We start from the raw sequence: 24137 nt of genomic DNA on the forward strand, positions 1-24137 counted from the left end.
TCAGATGAAACGCATACTATTTGAACTTGTTTTTATCGCAACGACTTGGTATATCTTTTTACCACCCTTCAATCTGACTAGTTGGGAATTCATCTTCTTTCTCTGTGGGCATTTGGTGGTGATGGGGATTTTGTTTAGTTTCCGCAAGGATACCAATCTCCTCAAAACTGTTCATGTACGTCATGGCAAGGCTGCCAAAGATCTCAATCTAGAAGGATTCCTTTTTACCAAACTTAGTAGAGGATTATTTCTGGCTGCAGGACTCATCTTTGCCCTTGCTGGTCTGGTAAGTCTAGTGACCTCTAGCTTTTTCCAAGCAAAAAATTATGCTAATGTGGTGTCTATCACAGAAAAAGACTTTAAAGATTTTCCTAAGAGTGATACCAGTAAGGTTCCGATTTTAGATCGGAGTACCGCCGAAAAGATTGGAGACCGTTATCTAGGCTCTCTGACGGATAAGGTCTCCCAGTACGTAGCAGCAGATACTTATACCCAGTTGACGGTTGATGGCAAGCCCTATCGGGTAACTCCTTTGGAGTATGCCGACCCGATCAAATGGTTTAATAATCAGTCCAAGGGAATTGGCGAGTATATCAAGGTTGATATGGTGACAGGAAATGCGGAATTGGTGGATTTAAAAACGCCAATGAAGTATTCAGACTCTGAGTATTTTAACCGAGACGTCAAACGTCATCTTCGGATCAAGTACCCAACCAAGATTTTTAAAACGCCTTCCTTTGAGGTGGATGATGAAGGCAATCCTTACTATGTAGCAACCGTTTATCAAAAACAGTTTGGTCTAGGAGTCCCTCGTCCTTCGTCTGTTATTATCTTAGACGCCACCAATGGAGAAACCAAGGAATACAGCTTGGATGAAGTACCAGAATGGGTGGATCGTGTCTATCCAGCAGAAGAAACCATCCAGCAAATCAACTACAACGGTAAGTATAAAGACGGTTTCTGGAATGCCTTGATTTCTAAGAAAAACGTTACCCAAACGACAGAAGGCTATAACTATCTTTCTATCGGAAATGACATTTATCTCTACACAGGGGTGACTTCAGCCAACGCTGACGAAAGTAATCTAGGATTTATCCTTGAAAATATGCGCACTGGTGAAATCACCAAGTACAATCTAGCTTCAGCAACCGAAGAATCAGCCCGTGCTTCCGCAGAAGGAGCAGTGCAGGAAAAAGCCTATAAGGCGACCTTCCCTATCCTTGTCAATCTCAATGACAAACCGCTCTACATCATGGGATTGAAGGACAATGCAGGTTTGGTCAAGGAGTATGCTTTGGTTGATGCAGTAGAGTACCAAAACGTCATCGTAGCAGCTACAGTAGATGAACTCCTCAGCAAATATGCCAATAAAAACGACCTAGAGCTGGATAATGAAACGGTAGAAAACATCAAGGGAGTGGTTTCAGACCTTAAATCAGCTGTTATCAAGGGTGACACCGTCTACTTCTTCAAAGTTGATGGCAAGATTTATAAGGTCAAGGCCTCAGTGTCAGACGACCTTCCTTACCTCGAAAATGGCCAATCCTTCGAAGGTCAAGTTGGAAAAGATAACTATCTCAAGACCTTTAAAGTACAATAATACTCTTCGAAAATCAAATTCAAACTACGTCAGCGTCGCCTTGCCGTACTCAAGTACAGCCTGCGGCTAGCTTCCTAGTTTGCTCTTTGATTTTCATTGAGTATAAAAATAGGTTTTCTCAGTTCAAGGAGAAAAAAGATAAATTCTTATCTATCTTAACAAGCTTAGCTGGCACAGCCCTTGTTCTCGTGGCTATCTGGTTAGGATGGACAAAATAAACAGAGAAACCTCGGTTCATACTGAGGTTTTTAAGATGAAATTCTTGGTCGTGATTGAAAAATATGCTACACTAACAATATGAAAATTTTAATCCCAACAGCAAAAGAAATGAACACAGACCATCCTTGTATTGAAGCGCTCCCCTTGAGGGAAGAAAGTCAGGCAGTCCTTGACTCACTGGTGCATTACTCAGCTAGTGAATTAGAGACTTTTTATAAGGTATCTGCCGAGAAAGCAGAAGAAGAGTACGCTCATATTCAAGCTTTAAAAGATCACAGGGCTAAACATTATCCAGCCTTGAAACTTTTCGATGGTCTCATGTATCGTCACATCAAACGAGATGGGTTAACCGAGGCTGAACAAACCTATCTTGAAAATCATGTCCTGATTACCTCGGCTTTATACGGTGTTGTCCCAGCCTTGTCGCCTATGGCTCCACACCGTTTGGACTTCTTGATGAAGTTAAAAGTGGCTGGAAAAACCCTAAAGAGTCATTGGAAATCAGCCTATGATGAGGCACTTCAGGACGAGGACTTGATATTCTCACTCCTATCATCAGAGTTTGAAACCGTATTTTCGAAAGAAATCAGAGAAAAGATGGTGACCTTCAAATTTATGGAGGACAAGGCAGATCAGTTAAAAATCCACTCAACCATTTCCAAGAAAGCGCGTGGGGCCTTTTTGACCGCCTTGATAGAAGGGCAAGTTCAAACAGTCGAACAAGCTCGCAAACTCAGTTTTGCAGGTTTTGATTATCGACCTGATTTATCAAGTGATTTAGAACTCGTCTTTGTGAAACAAGCATAAAACCAGCTCATTCGAGCTGGTTTTTGCTGGATTAGTTGATGGCTGCAAGAAGGTCATTTGCCTGTTTAGCAAGTGATGAAGCAGTTGCTTCTTCTAACACCAATTTTCCGTCTGCCCAAGCAGAGTCATTGACACGTGCAGCAGTGAAATTACCAACGACTTGTGTACGGATAAATGGCAAGAGGTCTTTGTAAATCGTAAAGAGTTGCTCGTGACCTGCATTGGCAACAGATGAGACAGTAACAAACTTGTCTTGGAGGGCAGAAGCACCACGTGTATCTGTCAAGTCAAGGGCACGAGAGAGCCAGTCAATCAAGTTCTTAACTGTTCCAGGGATAGAGAAGTTGTAGACTGGAGAGAAGATCCAGATAGCATCCGCAGCAAGGACAGCCTCGCGAGCAGCAGCTACAGCTGGATGAGTTGGAACTTCTAAATCTTGGCTGAAGAGAGGAACAGCTGAGTAATCAAGATAGCTAACTTCCGCTTTTCCAGCAAGTGCTTTTTCAGCTTTGAGGGCCATTTGGTGGTTGAAAGAACCTTGGCGAAGTGAACCGACGATAAATAATACTTTTTTAGACATGATATGTCTCCTTTAGTTTAAAATTCAAAGAGCGAACTCTTTTGTTACCATCTATGTTACAACAAATAACACTAATTAGCAATAATTTTGCTCACAAATTTTTAAATTTTTTTAAAATGTGGATTAAGTCTTCCTTTTCGCTATCTTCCAAGATGCTGAGTGCTTCTACGATAGAATCGATATGGTCAGGAAGAACCTCTTCAATTTTTTTGCGTCCTGCAGGTGTTAATTTCAGGAAAAAAGAACGACGGTCTTTTGGATCACAAGTTCTAGAAATCCACCCATCTCGAACCATGTTTCGAATCACAACAGTCATGTTTCCAGAAGTGGCCAACATTTTTTCAATCAAATCCTGAATGCGCAGTTCTCCCTTGCTATAGAGAGTTTCCAGAACGGAAAATTGAGTAGGGGTTAGTCCGTGTTCTTTGGCAGCCTTGGTTTCATAAGGTTTAAAACTTCGTATCGCTTTATTGATAACGATAGCCGTCTTCAGGTCTAATTGATTTTGAGAAATTTTTTCTTTCAAATATTGTTTCATAAGGGTATTCTATCAATAAATAAATAGAAATACAAGAGGCATGGATTTCATAGGGGAATTATCTCAGAAAGTTCCTATATTCACTTGTAATAAAGGAAGAGAGATGGTAAAATAGACGAGTGAAACTAAGACAGAAAAAAGCAAAAAACAAGCTACTTATACAATATGGAATCGGTATTTCTCTGGTACTGCTAGTCATGACGACTTCCTTCCTTTATCTGATATCACTCAGCATGAAACCCTATCAAGATGCTAGGGTTGAGGGAGAAAAGCTGGCCAAGCAGTATGCAGAATTGGAAGAGGCAGATCAGGTTGATTTTTATAATGGACTAGAAGGTTATTATAGCGTTTTAGGACATAATAAAAAGCAAGAGGCCATTGCAGTACTGATTGAAAAGAATGATCACAAGATTTATGTTTACCAGCTTGATAAGGGGATTTCTCAAGACAAGGCAGCGACGATTTCGAGGGAAAAAGGAGCTAGCGATATTGACAAAGTCACCTTTGGTCGCTATCAGGACAAGCCGATTTGGGAAGTCAAGTCAGGAAACCACTACTATCTGGTGGACTTTGAAACAGGAGCAGTGATCCAATAAGGAGGGCATATGAAACTATCCAAACGTGTACTAGAAATGGAAGAAAGCGTCACTCTAGCTAGTGATGCAAGAGCCAAAGCATTAAAAGCTCAGGGAAAAGATGTTCTTTTCTTAACCTTGGGACAGCCTGATTTTCATACTCCTGAAAACATTCAGGATGCGGCGGTGGAAGCGATTCGAGATGGACGCGCTTCCTTTTATACAGTTGCTTCAGGTCTACCAGACTTAAAGGCTGCGGTTAATACCTATTTTGAACGCTACTATGGCTATTCCGTAGCAGCTAATGAGGTTACCTTTGCCACAGGTGCCAAGTTTTCTCTCTACACCTTCTTTATGGCTATGGTCAATCCAGGTGATGAGGTCATTATCCCTACACCATACTGGGTCAGCTATGGAGATCAAGTCAAAATGGCAGAAGGAGTGCCAGTCTTTGTCCAGGCCAAGGAAGACAATCACTTTAAAGTAACGGTAGAGCAGCTAGAAGCAGCCCGAACAGATAAGACCAAGGTCTTGGTTCTCAATTCGCCATCGAATCCGACCGGTATGATTTATACTCGTGAGGAGCTCTTGGCTATCGGAAATTGGGCTGTGGAACATGATATTCTCATCCTAGCAGATGATATTTATGGTCGTTTGGTTTATAACGGGAACGAATTTGTTCCAATCTCTAGTCTGTCAGAAGCGATTCGTAAGCAAACCATTGTTATCAACGGTGTATCTAAGGCATATGCCATGACTGGTTGGCGGGTAGGTTATGCAGTAGGAAATCCAGAGATTATTGCTGCTATGAGCAAGCTAACAGGACAAACAACCTCAAACCTAACTGCTGTATCACAATATGCTACCATTGAAGCCCTGACTGGACCGCAAGACTCTGTTGAAACCATGCGTCAAGCCTTTGAAGAACGTTTGAATACCATTTATCCACTCTTGTGCCAAGTGCCAGGATTTGAAGTTGTCAAGCCCCAAGGAGCCTTCTATCTCTTCCCAAATGTTAAAAAAGCGATGGAGATGAAGGGTTATACTGATGTGACAGAGTTTACAACGGCTATTCTCGAAGAAGTCGGACTGGCCTTGATTACAGGAGCTGGATTTGGAGCACCAGAAAATGTTCGTCTCAGCTATGCTACAGACTTGGATACATTAAAAGAAGCTATTCGTCGTTTGCACCAGTTTATGGAAAAATAAAACTTAGAATCTTCGCCTTTTTAGCGAAGATTTTTTGTAACGAAAATCTCGCGATTTTTCTCTAGTAGAACCTAGCTATCACAGTCTATTTATGGTAAAATAGTGGGTAATGATGTCTTCGGACAAGTTAAACGAAAAAAGGAAGATAGATTATGACAAAACGTGTAACAATTATCGATGTAAAAGACTACGTTGGTCAAGAAGTGACCATCGGAGCCTGGGTTGCCAACAAATCAGGAAAAGGGAAAATTGCCTTCTTGCAATTGCGTGATGGAACGGCCTTCTTCCAAGGTGTAGCCTTTAAACCAAACTTTATTGAAAAGTTCGGTGAAGAAGTGGGACTTGAGAAGTTTGATGTCATCAAACGATTGAGCCAAGAAACTTCTGTTTATGTGACAGGAATTGTCAAAGAAGACGAACGTTCTAAGTTTGGCTATGAGTTGGATATTACAGACATCGAAGTGATTGGTGAATCTCAAGACTACCCAATCACACCAAAAGAACACGGAACAGACTTCTTGATGGACAACCGTCACTTGTGGCTCCGTTCTCGTAAGCAAGTGGCTGTGATGCAAATCCGTAACGCTATCATTTATGCAACTTATGAGTTCTTTGACAAGAATGGCTTCTTGAAATTTGATAGTCCAATTCTTTCAGGAAACGCAGCTGAAGATTCAACAGAACTCTTTGAAACAGACTACTTTGGGACGCCGGCCTACTTGAGCCAATCAGGTCAGCTTTACCTAGAAGCAGGGGCTATGGCTCTTGGTCGTGTATTTGACTTTGGTCCAGTATTCCGTGCTGAAAAATCAAAAACGCGTCGTCACTTGACTGAGTTCTGGATGATGGATGCGGAGTACTCCTACTTGACACACGATGAGTCACTTGACTTGCAAGAAGCTTATGTTAAAGCCCTTCTTCAAGGTGTTCTTGATCGTGCGCCTCAAGCCTTGGAAACCTTGGAACGTGATACAGATCTCTTGAAACGCTACATTGCAGAGCCGTTCAAACGCATCACTTACGATCAAGCCATTGACCTTTTGCAAGAGCATGAAAATGATGAAGATGCTGACTACGAGCATCTTGAGCATGGCGATGACTTTGGTTCACCACACGAAACATGGATTTCAAACCACTTTGGTGTGCCAACATTTGTCATGAACTACCCAGCAGCTATCAAGGCCTTCTACATGAAACCAGTTCCTGGAAATCCAGAGCGCGTGCTTTGTGCAGACTTGCTGGCACCAGAAGGTTACGGAGAAATCATCGGTGGATCTATGCGTGAGGAAGACTACGATGCTCTTGTAGCTAAAATGGAAGAACTGGGCATGGATCGTACAGAATATGAATTTTACCTTGACCTTCGTAAATATGGTACAGTACCACATGGTGGATTTGGTATCGGTATTGAACGTATGGTCACTTTCGCAGCAGGTACAAAACATATCCGTGAAGCCATTCCATTCCCACGTATGTTACACCGTATCAAACCATAAAAAGATTAAAACGCCACAATAGGCGTTTTTTCAAAACACCATAATACTTGAAGGAAAAGGTGAGGAACATGTAAAGTCAGGATTAACAAGTGACAGACAAAAGGATATATACACTTGTTAAAGGAGAAATGATGTTTATACCAAATTATCGGAAGAATATCGGTCTCATGGCTGGGGTAGAATTTTTTGCCTTTTTGGGCATTACTAGCTTTTGGATTCTATTTCTCAGTCAAAATGGGATGTCACTTTGGCAGATTGGTTTGTTGGAAAGTATTTTTCATGCCACCAGTGTCATTTGTGAAATTCCCTCTGGAATGTTAGCTGACCGCTATTCCTATAAAACCAATCTTTATCTCAGTCGGATTGCTGGGATTGCGTCGTCTATTCTCATGTTACTAGGGCAAGGTAATTTTTGGATTTACGCACTCGCGATGGTGGTGAGTGCCTTGTCTTATAATTTTGATTCGGGGACGAGTGCAGCCATGGTTTATGATTCGGCCGTGGAGGCTGGATTAAAAGAGCGCTACTTGTCTATTTCAAGTTTTATGTCAGGAGTAGCAGAAGGAACTCGGTCTTTGGGGACCGTTTTAGCGGGATTTTTTGTCCATGGTCAATTGCACTTGACCTACTATATCATGATTGCTACTTCTATAATTGCCGTATTCTTAACTTGGATGCTAAAAGAGCCTAGTGTTAAAGCGCAAAAGTCTGAGCGTCTGACCATGAAAAAAATTATTTGGACTGTCAAAGAGGAGTTGCAGAGAAATCCCAGTCTTTTTGGCTGGATGATTCTGTCCCAAATCATCGGAACTCTGATGTGCATGTTTTATTTTTACTATCAAAATCAACTGTCAGACTTAGAAGGATGGCAGATTTCGATGGTCATGTTAATCGGCAGTGTTTTGAATATCTGGGCAGTTTATCTAGCGAGTAAGATTGGAAAGAAGTATGCAGCCTTAAAGCTCTTTCCTATTCTTGTACTCTTGACGGGGGTGGCCTACTTACTTTCCTACTTTGGTACGCCACTGATTTATATTTTGATTTATTTGATTAGTAACGCCTTATATGCTCTCTTTCAACCGATTTTTGACAACGATTTACAAAAGCGACTCCCAAGTGAGGTACGTGCAACCATGCTAAGTGTCTACTCCATGATGTTCAGCCTGAGTATGATTGTTATTTTTCCTCTGACGGGATGGCTGATTGATGCTCTAGGTTTTGTAGAAGCCTTTATTTACTTAGGATTCTTTTTAGTAATAGTCGGCTTTTCACTATTCTTCATTTTGAAAGAGATGGCCAGAGCTTTAGAACTGAAAGAGAATGTTATTTCTAAGCAATAGAGTTATTTTTCATTTTTATCTTTTTCTCTTGCTATCTATCAGTTTTTCTAGTATAATAGTTTATTGTGAGCAAACCTCACTTACCCCTTGCAAAGACTAGGGGTCATTAGACCAAAAGGAGGAACATATCAATGGCTAAATACGAAATTCTTTATATCATTCGTCCAAACATTGAAGAAGAAGCGAAAAACGCTTTGGTAGCACGTTTTGACTCTATCTTGACTGACAACGGTGCAACTGTTGTTGAATCAAAATCATGGGAAAAACGTCGTCTTGCATACGAAATCCAAGATTTCCGTGAAGGACTTTACCACATCGTTAACGTTGAAGCAAACGACGACGCAGCTCTTAAAGAGTTTGACCGTCTTTCAAAAATCAACGCTGACATTCTTCGTCACATGATCGTCAAACTTGACGCGTAAGAAGGTAAATTATGATTAACAATGTTGTACTTGTAGGGCGTATGACACGTGACGCTGAGTTGCGTTATACCCCATCAAATGTAGCAGTTGCGACTTTTACTCTTGCAGTAAACCGTACATTTAAGAGTCAAAATGGCGAACGTGAGGCTGATTTCATCAATGTCGTTATGTGGCGCCAACAGGCTGAAAATCTTGCTAACTGGGCTAAAAAAGGCTCTCTTATCGGGATCACAGGTCGTATCCAGACTCGTAGTTACGATAACCAGCAAGGACAACGTGTCTACGTAACAGAAGTCGTGGCTGAGAATTTCCAAATGTTGGAAAGCCGCGGAGTGCGCGAAGGACATTCAGGTGGAGCTTATTCTGCACCAACTGCTGGTCAATCAGCACCTGCAAATCCAGTACCAGACTTTTCACGTTCTGAAAATCCATTTGGAGCAACCAATCCATTGGACATTTCAGATGATGATTTACCATTCTAATGGACAATTAATACTATAAAGGAGAAAAAACATGGCTCAACAACGTCGTGGCGGATTCAAACGCCGTAAAAAAGTTGATTACATCGCAGCAAACAAAATTGAATATGTTGATTACAAAGATACTGAGCTTCTTAGCCGTTTCGTTTCAGAACGTGGGAAAATCCTTCCTCGTCGTGTAACAGGAACTTCAGCTAAAAACCAACGTAAAGTAACAACAGCTATCAAACGCGCTCGCGTAATGGCTTTGATGCCTTTCGTAAACGAAGATTAAAAAAAAGACCCTTACGGGTCTTTTTTTCAGGTCCAGTGGACCTCTTTTTCATGAGCTCGGAAATAAGAAAGCGAATAAGACCCCAACGGGTCTTTTTTTCACGAGCTTTGAAATGAGGGAGCGAGTTGGGTCCGGGGGACCTCTTTTTCAGATTTTTATAGGACTTTGTTAGAAAGGATTCCCTGTTGACCTAGTAGGATTCTTTTGTCTTACTAGGTTTTTTATTTTAATCTTTATTATCGTGCTATAATGGTAGGAGAAAGCTATAAAGGAGCAGCTTATGAAGACGACATGTTCAATTAGAAAAATGCAAGAATCTGACATAAAAGAACTATCTCGAGGATTTATCAGCCAAGGTTGGCCAAGTAGAAAGGAAATTTTAACTCGATACTTTAAGGAGCAAGAAAGTGGGGAGAGAGAAGTCTTAGTTGCAGAGATTGAGGGTGCTGTAGCGGGTTACATTACGATTTTACCCGATGCTAAGCAGGGTCCCTTTGCTGGAATGGCTCCAGAACTTTCAGATTTCAATGTCTTTGAGCCCTTTCAAAATCAAGGTATTGGAAATCTCTTGCTGGAAGAAGCAGAAAAACGAGTTAGGCTCATATCGGATAAGGTGACCCTTGGTGTTGGGCTCCATTCAGGGTATGGACCTGCCCAGAGATTGTACATCAAACGAGGCTATATTCCAGATGGGACGGGTGTTTGGTATCAGAACCATCAACCGGCCATGAATGCGGTTTGTGAAGATATCGGAGAATTGGTCTTGTATCTGTCGAAAAATTTGTTTTAAGACAGATTTTATAAGATTTAAATTTTAAATATAGTAAACAATCACAGTCCCTTTTTCATTCGAAAAAGGAATTTTTTTGTTTGAAATTGTTTAATTTATTCCTCAAAGTGATAAAATATAATTGTTTGAAATATCAATACAAATATAAATATACAACAAGACATATAAATAATAGTTTGTGTATTGTCATATTTTCTGAAAAAAATCTGAAACATATCGAAGAATGGGCTGTTTTTAGTTGTAAACGATATCATTACAAAAAAGTTACAGAATGTTAAAATTAAATTAAATGAAATAATATAATTTGGAAAAAATTTGACATATAAATAAATTGACGGTAAAATAATTATGAAAGTCAAATTAATTGAAATTGGAACTATTCGATATACAAATTAATATGATTTATCAAATTTTATTATAGTAGAAGGATAGCATAATGAAGAAACTGAAAGTGATGGTTGTTTTTGGAACACGACCAGAAGCTATTAAAATGGCCCCTTTAGTGTTAGAATTGCAAAAACATAGTGACAGCATTGAGACAATCATAGTTGTGACAGCTCAGCACCGTCAAATGCTTGATCAAGTTCTTGAAACTTTTAGCATCGAGCCACATTATGACCTGGATATTATGGGGAAAAATCAATCCCTTTTAGATATTACTGGAAAAATTTTAGAAAAGTTTGATCCAGTTGTTAAGCAAGAACTTCCAGATATAATTCTTGTTCATGGAGATACAACAACAACTTTTGCAGCAAGTTTAGTTGCTTTCTATAATCAGGTACGTATCGGCCACGTTGAAGCCGGGCTAAGGACCTTTGATAAGTATTCTCCTTTCCCAGAAGAAATGAACCGTCAGATGACAGATAATCTTGCGGATCTCTATTTTGCTCCAACTAGTGAGAGTAAAGAAAATCTCCTTAAGGAAAATCACCCTGAGTCTGCTATTGTCATTACGGGAAATACAGCCATTGATGCCTTGAAACTAACCGTTCAATCGGATTACTATCATGAAGTTCTAGATCAATTGGATCCAGATAAGAAACTTGTATTGGTAACCATGCACCGTCGTGAGAATCAAGGTCAACCAATGAGAAATGTCTTTACAGCTTTACGTGAGATGGTCGATCTTCATCAGGAAATTGAAGTTGTTTATCCTGTTCACCTTAGCCCTGCTGTGCAAGAAGCAGCAAAGGATATTCTAGCTGGTCATGAGCGCATTCACTTGATTGAGCCTTTAGATGTACTTGATTTTCATAATTTGGCTTCAAGAAGCTATTTTATCATGACTGACTCTGGAGGTGTTCAGGAAGAGGCGCCTTCTCTCGGCAAACCTGTCCTTGTTCTTCGTGACACGACGGAACGTCCAGAAGGAGTAAGAGCAGGTACGTTGAAGCTAGTTGGTACGGATCCAGTACGTGTGAAAGAAGCGATGGCAGCACTCCTAACAGATGAAACTCTTTATGGACAAATGTCTCAGGCACCAAATCCTTATGGAGATGGAAGAGCTTCTGAACGAATCGTACAATCCATTCAACAGTACTTTGGGGCAGCGACTTCTGTATCTGAATTCAAAGGAGGGAAATAAGATAAAATGAAAAATTGGAGTCAATTTAAAAACTGGCTTATGGCTTTGCTTGCCTGTGAGGTCATTCTTTTGGTGCTTTGTTTTTTGTATGCTCGAGCAATCATTTTAGAACAAATCTTGTTTTTAGCTTTAGCCTTGTTTGCAGTGTTGGTATTATCTGACCTTTTGCTTACTTGGACCCTTATCTTAGCATTTGGTTTTGGACTTATCGTTTTGGTTGCGGGTGTGGTTTATATCCCAATAATTCAACTGATCTTCTTATTAATCAGTTTTCCACTTTTGATTGGGATTCTACTTAAGGTTCGTTATTATTTCTTCAAGGTGACCTCAAAGGTCCAAGAACAGGAAGACGAAGCTCGAGCAGGTTACCAAGCTATGGTCACTGAACAAAGTGATGTTACGGTTCAATCTCTATTGATTCATTGGGCACATGAAGATTTGTTCTTCCAGATTAAACCCAAAGAACATAACCAGATGCTCAGTCGAATTCAAGAGGTGATTGCTCAGGAATTGAGTTACAATGATAAGCTCTATTACGTTTCGGATGGTAATTTTCTCGTTCTATCGAGTACTAACCAACATTCTTTGAAGGAACTTTATTTGAATGGTTTGCAGGAGAAACTGAGCAGTTTAGTTTTTCATGGAGAAGATGGCAATCAAGGAATTCAGTTCCAAACAGGCTATTTGGTGATTAACCCTGATAATAAAGATAAATACCAAGACTACGCAGATGTAGCCAGTCATCTCAAACGTCAACTAGAGACAGATGTAATTGTAGAATATTAGGAGGGAAACATGACTTTAACCGAACTATTTTTTGGTATTGCTTTGGGACTCAGTCTCGCCTTTGGCATTTGTTTTATCATACTATTTATTGCATACAATATTCTTTACCATCGAGTGAACAAAAATTTTAAGGCGGTGAATCATGATTAGTCAAATGTTAATGATTTTTACCTTGCTTACAATTTGGATTTCTCTAGCATGGGGATTGGTAATTCTCTTTTCAGCTGTTCACTTTTGGTTTAAACACAGTGATTTTCGTGTGGATACTTCGCCGCTACCTTATTATCCTAAGGTAACGATTGTTGTTCCTGCTCATAATGAGGATGTGGTTATTGCCCAAACGGCAAAAGCTATCTTGGATATGAACTATCCTCACGACCGTGTGGAATTGCTCTTGTTTGCGGATAACTGTTCAGATAATACCTATGCAGAGTGTTTGTCTGTACAAGCCATGCCTGAATATGCAGAAAGAAATCTGACTATTATCGACCGTACTGGTACGGGAGGAAAAGCTGGTGTTCTAAACGATGCTTTGGAGATGGCAACAGGCGAATATATCTGTGTCTATGATGCAGATGCCATGCCTGAAAAAAATGCCCTTTATTTCCTTGTGAAAGAAGTGATGAAGGATCCAGAACGTCATGTTGCATCTTTCGGTCGCAACAAGACTCGAAATGCCAACCAAAATTTCTTGACTCGTTGTATCAACCAGGAAATCGTTGTTACTCAGCGCGTGCACCACGTTGGGATGTGGCATCTCTTTAAAATTGGGCGTATTCCAGGAACCAACTTTATCATTCAAACCGACTTTGTAAAGAGTATCGGTGGTTGGAAAAATGGTGCCTTAACCGAGGATACCGATATTTCCTTCAAAATCATGCAGAGTGGTAAATTGATTGCCCTTGCCTATAATTCGGAGGCTTTCCAACAAGAACCTGAGACCTTAAAGAGTTACTATATGCAACGGAAACGCTGGGCAAAAGGAAATTACGAAGTTGTTCTCTCAAACTTTAAGCATCTATTTGGCAGAGCAAACTGGCGCGTTAAGCTAGAAGTCTTTAACTATTCATGTGTTTTCTTTTGGTTTAACTTTGCCATTGTTCTTTCGGATTTGATTTTCCTAGCGAATGTGCTAGCGATCTGTCTTAATCTTTTCTTCCCAGATGTCAGGGTTCCATTTGCTTTTGATGCGGACAATATCTACATCGCCCAGCTCATGCTCTTTAACTGGATTCTCATGATTGGTCTCTATTTGATGCAAATTATGACAGCATTGGCAAGTCAATTTGGACAAGCTACTACAAAGCAAATCTGGTTGGCTTTGGCTGCCTATTTCACTTATGCACAGATGTTTATCGTTGTTTCCATTGATTCCATTTCTTCAATCGTTCTGGACAAGGTACTCCGACGAAAAGAAACCAAGTGGGTTAAAACCAAGCGATTTGCAGGATAGGAGGATTTATGAAAACGAATAAATTAAAATATGTATGGTTTGTGCTCATCCTTTCTATCTTTTGTTTAGCATTGTTTTTAGCAAGAGGAAGGAGTAAAGTCGAGATGCGTAATCGTATTTACCGCCAATGGAGTGAACAGTTTCTTGTGACTAAGGGAAATCAGTCCTATGTCCGTACGACGAATGATTCTGAGGAGACAACAGTTTTATCAGAAGCCCAAAGTTACGGCATGCTCATAACAGTTTTAGCTGCCCAAAAAGGGCAAGCAAGTCAAGCAGATTTTGAGAGTCTTTATCGTTACTACCAAAATCATCGTATTGAGGGAACGCAGTTGATGTCTTGGAAGCAAGTGATCAAAAATGATAGCGAAACGGTCGAGAAACAAAATGCAACTGATGGAGATCTCTATATCGCTTATTCTTTAATTGAAGCTGCCAAGCAGTGGCCAGATAAAGCGCAGGAATACCAAGCGCAAGCTAAAAAAATCTTGGATGATGTCCTTAAGTACAATTACAACGAGGAAACTGGTGTTTTAACAGTTGGGGATTGGGCAAACAAGGATTCCGATTATTATTACTTGATGCGAACGTCTGATACTCTTCCTCACTATTTCCAATCTTTTTATGACCTGACTGGAAACAAACAGTGGTTGGATGTTAAGGATAAGATGCTTGGGCAACTGGAGCAAATCAGTTCTCATTCTGATACGGGTCTCTTGCCAGACTTTATCTGGGCTGAGAAGTCTGGGGCACGTCTTGTTGATGCCAACACTATCGAATCTCAATACGATGGGGCGTACTCTTATAACGCTTGCCGTTTGCCTTATCACTTGTCACAGAGCCAGGATGAAAGAAGCCAAAAACTCGTTCAAAAGATGATGGATTTCTTTATGAAAGAGCAGCGCATTTATGCTGGTTATGACTTGAACGGAACGGCCCTCAATCAATACCAGGCGGGTAGTTTCTTGGCACCGATTACCTACGTGTCTGACAAGGGAGAAGGCTATCTGAAACTTCTTCAGCAAAATAAATACATTTTCACACAAGATTTACCTTTGGACAACTACTATGATGCAACGATGATTACCATGATTGCTCTAGAGATGTTCTAGAATGAAAAGAGAGGGCTAGTTATACTAGCTCTCTTTTTGATAGGATTTTCATCTTTTTTCAAAAAAGGAATTTCCTAAGGTTTATGGTATAATGGAAGGAGTGATGGAAAAGAGGTAGAGAGATGGATGCAAAATTAAAATACAAGGCAAAGAAGATTAAAATCGTCTTTTTTGATATTGATGATACCTTGCGTACGTCAAAGACAGGTTTTATTCCAGCTACAATTCCCACTGTCTTTAAACAGTTGCGTGAAAAAGGAATTTTAACAGGAATCGCCTCTGGACGTGGTATTTTTGGTGTTGTTCCAGAGATTCGTGAGCTCAAACCTGACTTTTTTGTAACCCTAAATGGAGCTTATATCGAAGATAAAAAAGGCCAGGTCATTTATCAGCATCAGATTGCCAAAGAAGATGTGGAAGAATACATTTCTTGGACAAAACAAGAGGGGATTGAATATGGTTTAGTTGGCAGTTATGACGCCAAACTCTCCACTCGAACAGAACTGATCAGTGAGGCGATTGATCCGATTTATCCAAACTTGGATGTGGATCCAGATTTTCATGAAAAAGCGGACATTTACCAGATGTGGAGCTTTGAGGATAAAGGGGATGACTTGCGGTTACCAGATAGTCTCTCTGGTAAACTTCGCATGGTGCGTTGGCATGAACATTCATCTGATATCGTACCGATTTCAGGATCCAAAGCAACTGGTGTAGCCAAGGTTGTAGAACATCTAGGCTTGAAACCAGAGAATGTTATGGTCTTTGGGGATGGTCTCAATGACTTGGAACTCTTTGATTATGCAGGTATTAGTGTTGCTATGGGAATTTCTCATGATAAAATCAAAGAAAAAGCAGATTATATTACAAAAACAGTAGAAGAAGATGGCATTTTTGATGCCTTAGAAGGATTTGGTATGGTAGAAAAAGAATTGCATTTCCCACAAGTGGAAATTGAAACAGTAGAAGGTCCTCTTGCGACCATTAAGACAAATCACGGAGACTTGCGTATCAAGCTCTTCCCTGAACATGCTCCTAAAACAGTGGCTAACTTTATTGCTCTGTCAAAAGACGGTTACTATGATGGTGTGATTTTCCACCGCATCATCAAGGACTTTATGATTCAAGGTGGAGACCCCACTGGTACAGGTATGGGTGGTGAGTCCATTTATGGACAAGCTTTTGAAGATGAATTTTCAGAAGAACTTTACAATATCCGTGGTGCCCTTTCTATGGCCAATGCGGGTCCAAATACCAATGGAAGTCAGTTCTTTATCGTGCAAAACCAACACTTGCCATACTCTAAGAAAGAGATTGCGCGTGGTGGTTGGCCAGAACCAATCGCTGAGATTTATGCAGAGCAAGGCGGAACACCTCACCTTGACCGCCGCCATACTGTTTTCGGGCAGTTGGTAGACGCAGAATCTTTTGAGGTCTTGGATGCCATTGCAGCTGTTGAGACAGGTGCAATGGACAAGCCAGTTGAAGATGTAGTAATTGAAACGATTGAAATTGAGGACTAGAATGAAAATTGGTGATAAGCTAACTGGGCGTATTACAGGAATTCAGCCCTATGGTGCCTTTGTCGAGTTAGAGACAGGGGTGACAGGGCTGATTCACATCTCGGAGATTCGGACGGGATTTATTGAAAATATCTATGACATTTTAAAAATTGGTGATGAAGTCCAAGTTCAGGTGGTGGATTTTGACGAATACACTGGGAAGGCCAGTCTTTCCATACGTACCTTGGAGGAAGAAAAACATCAATTGCCAAGACGGAGACGTTTTTCAAATGATCGTATCAAGCACGGTTTTGCACCACTTGGACGAATGATGCCTGTTTGGACGCGTGAGGCATTAGAGCATTTAAAGAAGAAGCCATAAATACGATTATCTAAACCATTTGTAATATTAATATCGTTTGTTATAATAAAAGTATGAAAGAAGAACAATTATTAAAACCAGGAGAGCGAATCAATCAGCTCTTTTCGACAGATATCAAGATCATCCAAAATAGAGAGGTGTTTAGCTATTCGGTGGATAGTGTTCTTCTATCACGCTTTCCCCGCTTCCCTAAACGGGGGTTAATTGTGGACTTTTGTGCTGGAAATGGTGCAGTGGGACTTTTTGCCAGTTCACGTACTCAGGCGCGGATAATATCTGTAGAGATTCAGGAGCGTTTGGCGGATATGGCAGAGCGTTCGGTTCAGTTGAACGGCTTGGAAGAGCAGATGCAGGTCATCTGTGATGATTTGAAAAATATGCCTGCCTACATTCAGGGAAGTAAAGTGGATATGATTTTGTGCAATCCGCCTTATTTTAAGGTGGATCCGCATTCTAATCTCAACGAGAGTGAACACTACCTTCTGGCCAGACACGAAATTACGACTAACCTAGATGAAATCTGCCGAAGTGCTCAGAGTATTCTCAAGTCTAATGGCCGTTTGGCCATGGTTCATCGTCCAGATCGGCTCTTGGATATCCTAGATATGCTCAAACGCCACAATTTGGCACCCAAGCGCCTACAATTTGTCTATCCTAAACGTGAGAAGGAGGCCAATATGCTCTTAATTGAAGCTATCAAGGATGGCTCAACGAGTGGCTTTAAGGTCTTGCCACCTCTCATCGTTCACAATGATGATGGTTCCTATACACCAGAAATTCAAGAGATTTACTATGGATCATAAAGCCTATATGTACGTGGTGGAATGCCGCGACGGGTCTTACTATACGGGCTATACAACGGATGTGAAGAGGCGCCTTGCCGTTCATAATAGTGGTAAGGGAGCCAAGTATACTCGAGCTCGCTTGCCAGTCAAACTCATCTATGTAGAGGGTTTTGCTCGCAAGGAAGAAGCCATGTCAGCAGAGGCTCTCCTCAAACGCAAGAAACGTCCACAGAAAGAACGATTTTTATCCGAAAATCAAGAGAATAATCTAGTCAACCATATTGATATCTAACGAGGAGTCCTTTGACTTCTCTTACTTTTGTCAAAAGAGGAAAAAAGTGCTAAAATAAGATGAATAAATTTAAAGAGGTATTATCATGTCTAAGATTCTAGTATTTGGTCACCAAAATCCCGACTCAGATGCCATCGGGTCATCTGTAGCCTTTGCCTACCTTGCAAAAGAAGCTTACGGTTTGGATACGGAAGCTGTTGCCCTTGGAACTCCAAATGAAGAAACAGCCTTTGTCTTGAACTATTTTGGTGTGGAAGCACCGCGTGTTATCACTTCTGCTAAAGCAGAAGGCGCAGAGCAAGTTATCCTGACTGACCACAATGAATTCCAACAATCTGTATCAGATATCGCTGAAGTAGAAGTATACGGAGTAGTGGATCACCACCGTGTGGCTAACTTTGAAACTGCAAGTCCGCTTTACATGCGTTTGGAACCAGTTGGTTCTGCATCTTCAATCGTTTATCGTATGTTCAAAGAACACGGTGTAGCAGTTCCCAAAGAAATCGCAGGTTTGATGCTTTCAGGTTTGATTTCAGATACCCTCCTTTTGAAATCACCAACAACACACCCATCTGATAAAGTCATTGCTCCTGAATTGGCAGAATTAGCAGGCGTCAACTTGGAAGAGTATGGGCTTGCTATGCTCAAGGCTGGTACCAACTTGGCTAGCAAATCTGCTGAGGAATTGATTGATATCGATGCTAAGACCTTTGAACTCAACGGAAATAAGGTCCGTGTTGCCCAAGTAAACACAGTTGATATTGCTGAAGTCTTGGAACGCCAAGCTGAAATTGAAGCTGCAATGCAAGCTGCCAATACAGCAAATGGCTACTCTGACTTTGTCTTGATGATTACAGACATCGTCAACTCAAACTCAGAAATCCTTGCTCTTGGATCAAACATGGACAAGGTCGAAGCTGCCTTCAACTTTAAACTTGAAGACAACCATGCTTTCCTTCCAGGTGCTGTTTCACGTAAGAAACAAGTGGTGCCTCAGTTGACTGAGAGCTTTAATGCTTAAGATTTTGGGTGTTATTTCAAAATAGAAAACGTTCGTTTTCATATATTGAAGGGAGTTTCGGCTCCTTTTTTTCTAGGAGAGAAAGATGTTAGAAAATGGTGATTTGATTTTTGTGAAGGACCTTTCAGATATGGGGCAGGCCATCCAGGCTTCTACTGGGAACTATAGTCATGTAGCAATCTTTTTGGACGGTTTCGTCTACCATGCTAGTGGGCAAACAGGTGTTATTTGTCAAGAACCAGTAGAATTTTTTGAACCGACTCATCTCTACGATCTTTATGTCTACCCAGAGCTGGAAGCTGACTTGGTAAAGGAGAGAGCTAGCAAACATTTAGGTGCACCCTATAATAGCTCGTTTTATCCAGATGGTTCTGGCTTTTACTGCTCCCAGTACATCGCTGAAATCCTACCGATTTTTGAGAGCGTATCGATGAAATTTGGTGATGGGGAGCAGGAGATTAGTGATTTTTGGAGAGAATATTACAGGAAACTCGAACTTCCTGTGCCTCTGAATCAACCAGGGACCAATCCTAGTCAACTAGCAGCATCACCTCTTTTAGAATGTAAAGAAAGGAATCTTCATGATTCAGATTTTTAACCCATCTCGTTTGACTCGACAGCCATTTTTTATAGATTTGGTGGACTATCTGGACCAGCATGATGATGTGATCCTACGAGAAATCAAGGCTCAGTTTCCAGATGTAGCAGTTGATAAACTCATGGAAGAGTATATTAAGGCCGGTTTGATCCGAAGGGAAAACAAACGATATTCCCTTAATCTCCCTTTTTTAGAATCTACGGATAATTTAGCCCTTGACCAAGAGATTTTTGTCAGAGAGGATAGTCCAGTTTATCATGCTCTGTTGGAGCAGACTTTTGAGACAGAATTGCGCAATCAAACCAATGCCGCCGTTTTAGTCGAATCTACGGACTTTGCAAGAGAAAAGATGACCCTATCCAACTATTTCTACAAGGTCAGGAATCAATATCCTTTGACACAAAAACAGCAGAAACTCTATGATATTTTAGGAGATGTTAATCCTGAGTATGCTCTCAAATATATGACGACTTTTTTACTGAAATTCCTCAAAAAGGATCAGCTGATACAGAAACGCCGTGATATCTTCGTTGAGAGTCTAGTCGTTTTAGGCTATGTTGTGCAAAATGAAGAAGGGAAGTATGAGTTGGCTGTTGATTTCGACAAGGAACGGTTGATTTTCTATTTACTTTAATTGCTTCATTTTGAGCAGATTGTTTGACTTTACTAAAGAATAAGCATAAACTGAATGTAAGCGATAACGTTTATCGTATTAAAAGCAAAGGAGACAGAGCTATGTCACTTGAAAATAAATTGGACCAAGCAACTGGTGCTATCAAAGAAGGATTTGGTAAAGTTACTGGCGATAGCAAGACAGAAGCAGAAGGCACTGTAGAAAAAACAGTTGCGAAAGCAAAAGAAGTTGTTGAAGATGCTAAAGGTGCTGTAGAAGGTGCCGTTGAAGGTCTTAAAAATTCATTTAAGAAAGAAGACTAAAAAAATCAAGGGAATGTTTCCCTTGATTTTTTTATAGATAACGTTCTGCGATAGCCGCATCTCCAGGATAGTCTTCTTTCTTTCCTTGGACGATCTGGTAACAATCAGCTCCCTTACCAGCAATAATCACGGCATCGAGTTCTTGATTTGTGATGGCCATCGCCGCCTTGATGGCTTGTTCACGATCGGCAATCTTTTCAACAGGATGACTGATATAGCTGCTGATTTCTTCAGCAATTGCCATTGGATCCTCATAGTTGGGGTCATCCGCGGTGAGAAAGACTTGAATCTCGGGATGCTGATTGAGGAGGAGGCCAAAGTCTTTGCGGCGACTTTCACCCTTGTTTCCAGTCGAACCGAGAACCAGAGAAATCTTTCCAGTTTGATGGGTTTCAACAACAGAAATCAGTTTTTTCAGACTGTCACCATTGTGGGCATAGTCGATGAAGACCTTGGCTCCATTTTTCTGAGTGAGAACTTCCATACGTCCAGGAACACGGGTTGCAGCGATTCCTTTTTTGATATCTTCAAGACTGGCTCCGAGACGAAGACAGGCAAGTCCTGCAGCAACTGCATTTTCTTGATTGAAGTGACCGATGAGTTGGATATCATAATCACCAGCTAGTTTACCTGTAGCGGAAAAGCTAAAGGCTTTGGAGTTCTCGATTTGGTTACTTGACTGGCTACCATAGAAGTCATGTTCTTGATCTTCCACTTGTTCTTTCAATACAGAAAAGTGGTCCATGTCGCTATTAATGACAACTGCTCGGCTATTTTTCATCAAGAGACGTTTGTGGTAGAAGTAGTCTTCAAAAGTCGGATGCTCAATTGGTCCGATGTGATCAGGTGTGATGTTAAGAAAGACACCTACATCAAAGGTCAGGCCATAGACTCGATGAACAAGATAGGCTTGGCTAGAAACTTCCATTACAAGATGGGTTCGACCATTCTTAACAGCCTGAGCCATCATGTCGAAAAGATCGATATTTTCAGGCGTTGAGAAGGAAGATTTAAAGAAGGTCTCGCCATCCAGAGTTGTGTTCATAGTTGACAAGAGAGCTGTTGGGTAGCGTTGAGATAGGATGTGGTAAGCAAAGTAAGCTGCTGTTGTCTTTCCTTTGGTCCCTGTGAAAGCGAGAATTTTGAGTTTCTCTTGTGGATTACCGTAAAATTCCATAGCAATCAAACTCATGGTTTTCTTGATATCGTTCACAATGATGACGGGGATACCGACTTCGTAGTCCTTTTCTGCGACATACCAAGCTAATCCTTGCGTTATAGCGGATAGGAGGTATTCTTTTTTAAAGGCAGCACCTTTTGCAAAAAAAAGAGTCCCTTCTTTTACTTTTCGGCTGTCATAACTGATGCTATCAAAAACAGCTTCACTGTAGTTGTAGTGGTAATGTCCTTGGTCAATAATCTCGCGAAAAAGGCCATCTTTCTTTAAAATATCTAATACGGTTTCAATCTTAATCATACTTTCTATTATAAACTTCAAGCCCGAATTTTACAAGTAACAAGGAAAAGTTTATAATGGAAGATAAGGAACTTTTCCTAGTTATCAAAATTGAATGAGGAAGCTATGTCTAACGAAAACAATCACCAGCAAGCCCAGATGTTGCGAGGAACTGCTTGGCTAACAGCTAGTAACTTTATTAGTCGCCTCCTTGGTGCTATCTACATTATTCCCTGGTATATCTGGATGGGGACCTATGCTGCCAAGGCAAATGGACTCTTTACTATGGGCTACAATATTTACGCCTGGTTCTTGCTGATTTCGACAGCGGGTATCCCAGTTGCGGTCGCCAAACAAGTGGCTAAGTACAATACCATGCGAGAAGAAGAGCATAGCTTTGCCTTGATTCGGAGTTTTCTAAGCTTTATGACGGGCTTGGGCTTAGTCTTTGCCTTGGTCTTGTATCTCTTTTCTCCCTGGTTAGCAGATTTGTCAGGTGTGGGGAAAGACCTGATTCCCATCATGCAGAGCTTAGCTTGGGCAGTCTTGATTTTCCCATCTATGAGTGTCATCCGAGGTTTCTTCCAAGGGATGAATAACCTCAAACCCTATGCTATGAGTCAAATCGCCGAGCAGGTGATCCGTGTTATCTGGATGTTAATGGCAACCTTCTTCATTATGAAGATGGGTTCTGGTGACTACTTATCAGCCGTTACTCAGTCAACCTTTGCAGCCTTTGTGGGGATGGTGGCAAGTTTTGCAGTTTTGATCTACTTCCTTGCTCAAGAAGGTTTGCTTAAAAGAGTTTTTGAAACACGGGATAAAATCAATAGTAAGCGACTCTTAGTCGATACGATCAAGGAAGCCATTCCCTTTATCCTGACAGGATCAGCCATTCAACTCTTCCAGATTTTAGACCAGATGACCTTTATCAATAGTATGAAGTGGTTTACCAACTACAGTAATGAAGACTTGGTTGTCATGTTTTCTTATTTCTCTGCCAATCCGAATAAAATTACTATGATTTTAATCTCTGTGGGAGTTTCAATTGGGAGTGTTGGTTTGCCGCTGTTGACGGAAAACTATGTAAAAGGCGACTTGCAGGCGGCGGCTCGCCTAGTACAAGATAGCCTTACCATGCTCTTCTTATTTCTACTACCTGCAACAGTTGGAGTGGTTATGGTAGGGGAGCCTCTTTATACAGTCTTTTACGGTAAGCCAGATAGTCTGGCCATGGGCTTATTTGTCTTTGCAGTTTTGCAGTCTACTATCCTAGGCTTGTATATGGTCTTGTCTCCTATGCTTCAGGCTATGTTCCGAAACCGCAAGGCAGTTCTTTACTTCATCTATGGTTCCATTGCTAAGATCGTCTTGCAATTGCCAACCATTGCTATTTTCCATAGCTACGGTCCCTTGATTTCAACGACTATCGGCTTGATTATTCCAAATGTCTTGATGTACCGAGACATCTGCCAGGTAACGGGTGCTCGTCGAAAGATAATCTTGAAGCGAACCATTTTGATTACCATCTTGACCCTTGTCATGTTTATCCTAGTTGGCTTCTTGCAGTGGCTACTTGGTTTTGTCTTCCAGCCAAGTGGACGTTTCTGGAGTTTCCTTTACGTAGCTCTCATAGGAGGGCTTGGAGGAGGTCTCTATGGTTTGATGAGCCTACGGACACGACTCTTGGACAAGATAATTGGAAAGGCTCAAGCAGACCGACTACGTACACGATTGAAAATATCGTAAAAAGATTTATAAATAAAAGTAATAAATTTAACCTTTCTTTAACAGAAAGGTTTTTATACTACATTTTTCTTAAAAAAAGAGAACTTTTTCTAAAATCAAGAGCAAAAAATATGCTTTTTTAAGTTTTTCTTCAGAAATCACTTGACTAAAT

General features: G+C 40.8%; 27 protein-coding genes. 24 read left to right on the plus strand and 3 right to left on the minus strand.

Annotated features, from left to right (window positions below):
- Nucleotides 1-4 precede the first annotated feature (4 nt).
- From FD735_RS02935 to yaaA, 3 genes are all read left to right on the plus strand, one after another.
- Nucleotides 5-1600, plus strand: coding sequence for a hypothetical protein (locus tag FD735_RS02935; RefSeq protein WP_139658423.1), 1596 nt, complete (start codon nucleotides 5-7; stop codon nucleotides 1598-1600).
- An 86-nt stretch (nucleotides 1601-1686) separates the two neighbouring features.
- Nucleotides 1687-1818, plus strand: a complete 132-nt coding sequence (locus FD735_RS02945) for a DUF3953 domain-containing protein (protein WP_139658424.1) — start codon at nucleotides 1687-1689, stop codon at nucleotides 1816-1818.
- Nucleotides 1819-1897: 79 nt separating this feature from the next.
- Nucleotides 1898-2626, plus strand: a complete 729-nt coding sequence (gene yaaA / locus FD735_RS02950) for a peroxide stress protein YaaA (protein ID WP_139658425.1) — start codon at nucleotides 1898-1900, stop codon at nucleotides 2624-2626.
- A 31-nt stretch (nucleotides 2627-2657) separates the two neighbouring features.
- On the opposite strand, the gene FD735_RS02955 is transcribed toward yaaA, so the two are convergent.
- Both FD735_RS02955 and FD735_RS02960 read right to left on the minus strand, forming a co-directional pair.
- Nucleotides 2658-3206 (minus strand): NADPH-dependent FMN reductase, encoded by a 549-nt coding sequence (locus FD735_RS02955; protein ID WP_139658426.1) that lies wholly within the window; start codon nucleotides 3204-3206, stop codon nucleotides 2658-2660.
- Between the two features lie 91 nt (nucleotides 3207-3297).
- The gene (locus tag FD735_RS02960; protein WP_139658427.1) at nucleotides 3298-3744 is read right to left on the minus strand and encodes a MarR family winged helix-turn-helix transcriptional regulator; all 447 of its coding nucleotides are present in this window, start codon (nucleotides 3742-3744) and stop codon (nucleotides 3298-3300) included.
- A 119-nt stretch (nucleotides 3745-3863) separates the two neighbouring features.
- On the opposite strand from FD735_RS02960, the gene FD735_RS02965 reads away from it, so the two are divergent.
- From FD735_RS02965 to FD735_RS03060, 20 genes are all read left to right on the plus strand, one after another.
- The gene (locus FD735_RS02965; RefSeq protein WP_139658428.1) at nucleotides 3864-4340 is read left to right on the plus strand and encodes a DUF5590 domain-containing protein; all 477 of its coding nucleotides are present in this window, start codon (nucleotides 3864-3866) and stop codon (nucleotides 4338-4340) included.
- 9 nt (nucleotides 4341-4349) lie between these two features.
- On the plus strand, nucleotides 4350-5528 hold the full coding sequence (locus FD735_RS02970; protein ID WP_139658429.1) for a pyridoxal phosphate-dependent aminotransferase: 1179 nt from the start codon (nucleotides 4350-4352) through the stop codon (nucleotides 5526-5528).
- Nucleotides 5529-5677: 149 nt separating this feature from the next.
- On the plus strand, nucleotides 5678-7024 hold the full coding sequence (asnS, locus tag FD735_RS02975; RefSeq protein WP_176553073.1) for an asparagine--tRNA ligase: 1347 nt from the start codon (nucleotides 5678-5680) through the stop codon (nucleotides 7022-7024).
- A gap of 131 nt (nucleotides 7025-7155) precedes the next feature.
- The gene (locus tag FD735_RS02980; protein ID WP_139658431.1) at nucleotides 7156-8364 is read left to right on the plus strand and encodes an MFS transporter; all 1209 of its coding nucleotides are present in this window, start codon (nucleotides 7156-7158) and stop codon (nucleotides 8362-8364) included.
- A gap of 131 nt (nucleotides 8365-8495) precedes the next feature.
- A complete protein-coding gene (gene rpsF, locus FD735_RS02985) occupies nucleotides 8496-8786 on the plus strand; it encodes a 30S ribosomal protein S6 (protein ID WP_001151782.1) in 291 nt (96 codons plus the stop codon).
- A gap of 11 nt (nucleotides 8787-8797) precedes the next feature.
- Entirely contained in the window at nucleotides 8798-9268 is a 471-nt protein-coding gene (gene ssbA / locus FD735_RS02990; protein ID WP_000609595.1) for a single-stranded DNA-binding protein SsbA, read from the plus strand.
- Between the two features lie 31 nt (nucleotides 9269-9299).
- Nucleotides 9300-9539 carry a 30S ribosomal protein S18 gene (gene rpsR, locus FD735_RS02995; RefSeq protein ID WP_000068664.1) on the plus strand — a complete coding sequence of 80 codons (240 nt, stop codon included), beginning with the start codon at nucleotides 9300-9302 and terminating at the stop codon, nucleotides 9537-9539.
- 280 nt (nucleotides 9540-9819) lie between these two features.
- The gene (locus tag FD735_RS03000; protein ID WP_139658432.1) at nucleotides 9820-10329 is read left to right on the plus strand and encodes a GNAT family N-acetyltransferase; all 510 of its coding nucleotides are present in this window, start codon (nucleotides 9820-9822) and stop codon (nucleotides 10327-10329) included.
- 436 nt (nucleotides 10330-10765) lie between these two features.
- The gene (wecB, locus tag FD735_RS03005) at nucleotides 10766-11914 is read left to right on the plus strand and encodes a non-hydrolyzing UDP-N-acetylglucosamine 2-epimerase (protein WP_139658433.1); all 1149 of its coding nucleotides are present in this window, start codon (nucleotides 10766-10768) and stop codon (nucleotides 11912-11914) included.
- Nucleotides 11915-11920: 6 nt separating this feature from the next.
- Nucleotides 11921-12700: a hypothetical protein gene (locus tag FD735_RS03010; protein ID WP_139658434.1), complete on the plus strand. Its 780-nt coding sequence runs from the start codon at nucleotides 11921-11923 to the stop codon at nucleotides 12698-12700.
- Nucleotides 12701-12842: 142 nt separating this feature from the next.
- Nucleotides 12843-14153: a glycosyltransferase gene (locus FD735_RS03015; RefSeq protein ID WP_042769130.1), complete on the plus strand. Its 1311-nt coding sequence runs from the start codon at nucleotides 12843-12845 to the stop codon at nucleotides 14151-14153.
- Between the two features lie 8 nt (nucleotides 14154-14161).
- Nucleotides 14162-15265 (plus strand): glycosyl hydrolase family 8, encoded by a 1104-nt coding sequence (locus FD735_RS03020; RefSeq protein ID WP_139658435.1) that lies wholly within the window; start codon nucleotides 14162-14164, stop codon nucleotides 15263-15265.
- Nucleotides 15266-15387: 122 nt separating this feature from the next.
- Nucleotides 15388-16788 carry a bifunctional Cof-type HAD-IIB family hydrolase/peptidylprolyl isomerase gene (locus tag FD735_RS03025; RefSeq protein ID WP_139658436.1) on the plus strand — a complete coding sequence of 467 codons (1401 nt, stop codon included), beginning with the start codon at nucleotides 15388-15390 and terminating at the stop codon, nucleotides 16786-16788.
- A 1-nt stretch (nucleotide 16789) separates the two neighbouring features.
- Nucleotides 16790-17149: a S1 RNA-binding domain-containing protein gene (locus FD735_RS03030; protein ID WP_000689619.1), complete on the plus strand. Its 360-nt coding sequence runs from the start codon at nucleotides 16790-16792 to the stop codon at nucleotides 17147-17149.
- A gap of 53 nt (nucleotides 17150-17202) precedes the next feature.
- Nucleotides 17203-17952 (plus strand): tRNA1(Val) (adenine(37)-N6)-methyltransferase, encoded by a 750-nt coding sequence (locus tag FD735_RS03035; protein ID WP_139658437.1) that lies wholly within the window; start codon nucleotides 17203-17205, stop codon nucleotides 17950-17952.
- Nucleotides 17942-18226 carry a GIY-YIG nuclease family protein gene (locus FD735_RS03040; RefSeq protein ID WP_139658438.1) on the plus strand — a complete coding sequence of 95 codons (285 nt, stop codon included), beginning with the start codon at nucleotides 17942-17944 and terminating at the stop codon, nucleotides 18224-18226. Before FD735_RS03035 ends, FD735_RS03040 begins: the two co-directional genes overlap by 11 nt.
- A gap of 85 nt (nucleotides 18227-18311) precedes the next feature.
- Nucleotides 18312-19247 carry a manganese-dependent inorganic pyrophosphatase gene (locus tag FD735_RS03045; RefSeq protein WP_139658439.1) on the plus strand — a complete coding sequence of 312 codons (936 nt, stop codon included), beginning with the start codon at nucleotides 18312-18314 and terminating at the stop codon, nucleotides 19245-19247.
- 85 nt (nucleotides 19248-19332) lie between these two features.
- A complete protein-coding gene (locus FD735_RS03050; RefSeq protein ID WP_139658440.1) occupies nucleotides 19333-19845 on the plus strand; it encodes a YiiX/YebB-like N1pC/P60 family cysteine hydrolase in 513 nt (170 codons plus the stop codon).
- Nucleotides 19829-20479, plus strand: a complete 651-nt coding sequence (locus FD735_RS03055) for a DUF1803 domain-containing protein (RefSeq protein WP_139658441.1) — start codon at nucleotides 19829-19831, stop codon at nucleotides 20477-20479. The genes FD735_RS03050 and FD735_RS03055 overlap by 17 nt, the downstream gene beginning before the upstream one ends.
- A gap of 101 nt (nucleotides 20480-20580) precedes the next feature.
- A complete protein-coding gene (locus tag FD735_RS03060) occupies nucleotides 20581-20781 on the plus strand; it encodes a CsbD family protein (RefSeq protein ID WP_000051179.1) in 201 nt (66 codons plus the stop codon).
- A gap of 31 nt (nucleotides 20782-20812) precedes the next feature.
- On the opposite strand, the gene FD735_RS03065 is transcribed toward FD735_RS03060, so the two are convergent.
- Nucleotides 20813-22258, minus strand: coding sequence for a UDP-N-acetylmuramoyl-L-alanyl-D-glutamate--L-lysine ligase (locus FD735_RS03065; RefSeq protein WP_139658442.1), 1446 nt, complete (start codon nucleotides 22256-22258; stop codon nucleotides 20813-20815).
- 105 nt (nucleotides 22259-22363) lie between these two features.
- On the opposite strand from FD735_RS03065, the gene FD735_RS03070 reads away from it, so the two are divergent.
- Nucleotides 22364-23986, plus strand: a complete 1623-nt coding sequence (locus tag FD735_RS03070) for a polysaccharide biosynthesis protein (protein WP_000064205.1) — start codon at nucleotides 22364-22366, stop codon at nucleotides 23984-23986.
- Nucleotides 23987-24137: the final 151 nt, after the last annotated feature.

The organism is Streptococcus sp. 1643 (genome assembly GCF_006228325.1).
Taxonomy (GTDB): domain Bacteria; phylum Bacillota; class Bacilli; order Lactobacillales; family Streptococcaceae; genus Streptococcus.

Bases quoted from the DNA above. Each gene is read 5' to 3' on its own strand.
- FD735_RS02935 (WP_139658423.1), top strand. From the start codon at position 5: ATGAAACGCATACTATTTGAACTTGTTTTTATCGCAACGACTTGGTAT.
- yaaA (WP_139658425.1), top strand. From the start codon at position 1,898: ATGAAAATTTTAATCCCAACAGCAAAAGAAATGAACACAGACCATCCT.
- FD735_RS02955 (WP_139658426.1), bottom strand. From the start codon at position 3,206: ATGTCTAAAAAAGTATTATTTATCGTCGGTTCACTTCGCCAAGGTTCT.
- FD735_RS02960 (WP_139658427.1), bottom strand. From the start codon at position 3,744: ATGAAACAATATTTGAAAGAAAAAATTTCTCAAAATCAATTAGACCTG.
- FD735_RS02970 (WP_139658429.1), top strand. From the start codon at position 4,350: ATGAAACTATCCAAACGTGTACTAGAAATGGAAGAAAGCGTCACTCTA.
- FD735_RS02980 (WP_139658431.1), top strand. From the start codon at position 7,156: ATGTTTATACCAAATTATCGGAAGAATATCGGTCTCATGGCTGGGGTA.
- rpsF (WP_001151782.1), top strand. From the start codon at position 8,496: ATGGCTAAATACGAAATTCTTTATATCATTCGTCCAAACATTGAAGAA.
- ssbA (WP_000609595.1), top strand. From the start codon at position 8,798: ATGATTAACAATGTTGTACTTGTAGGGCGTATGACACGTGACGCTGAG.
- rpsR (WP_000068664.1), top strand. From the start codon at position 9,300: ATGGCTCAACAACGTCGTGGCGGATTCAAACGCCGTAAAAAAGTTGAT.
- FD735_RS03000 (WP_139658432.1), top strand. From the start codon at position 9,820: ATGAAGACGACATGTTCAATTAGAAAAATGCAAGAATCTGACATAAAA.
- wecB (WP_139658433.1), top strand. From the start codon at position 10,766: ATGAAGAAACTGAAAGTGATGGTTGTTTTTGGAACACGACCAGAAGCT.
- FD735_RS03010 (WP_139658434.1), top strand. From the start codon at position 11,921: ATGAAAAATTGGAGTCAATTTAAAAACTGGCTTATGGCTTTGCTTGCC.
- FD735_RS03015 (WP_042769130.1), top strand. From the start codon at position 12,843: ATGATTAGTCAAATGTTAATGATTTTTACCTTGCTTACAATTTGGATT.
- FD735_RS03020 (WP_139658435.1), top strand. From the start codon at position 14,162: ATGAAAACGAATAAATTAAAATATGTATGGTTTGTGCTCATCCTTTCT.
- FD735_RS03025 (WP_139658436.1), top strand. From the start codon at position 15,388: ATGGATGCAAAATTAAAATACAAGGCAAAGAAGATTAAAATCGTCTTT.
- FD735_RS03030 (WP_000689619.1), top strand. From the start codon at position 16,790: ATGAAAATTGGTGATAAGCTAACTGGGCGTATTACAGGAATTCAGCCC.
- FD735_RS03035 (WP_139658437.1), top strand. From the start codon at position 17,203: ATGAAAGAAGAACAATTATTAAAACCAGGAGAGCGAATCAATCAGCTC.
- FD735_RS03040 (WP_139658438.1), top strand. From the start codon at position 17,942: ATGGATCATAAAGCCTATATGTACGTGGTGGAATGCCGCGACGGGTCT.
- FD735_RS03045 (WP_139658439.1), top strand. From the start codon at position 18,312: ATGTCTAAGATTCTAGTATTTGGTCACCAAAATCCCGACTCAGATGCC.
- FD735_RS03050 (WP_139658440.1), top strand. From the start codon at position 19,333: ATGTTAGAAAATGGTGATTTGATTTTTGTGAAGGACCTTTCAGATATG.
- FD735_RS03055 (WP_139658441.1), top strand. From the start codon at position 19,829: ATGATTCAGATTTTTAACCCATCTCGTTTGACTCGACAGCCATTTTTT.
- FD735_RS03060 (WP_000051179.1), top strand. From the start codon at position 20,581: ATGTCACTTGAAAATAAATTGGACCAAGCAACTGGTGCTATCAAAGAA.
- FD735_RS03065 (WP_139658442.1), bottom strand. From the start codon at position 22,258: ATGATTAAGATTGAAACCGTATTAGATATTTTAAAGAAAGATGGCCTT.
- FD735_RS03070 (WP_000064205.1), top strand. From the start codon at position 22,364: ATGTCTAACGAAAACAATCACCAGCAAGCCCAGATGTTGCGAGGAACT.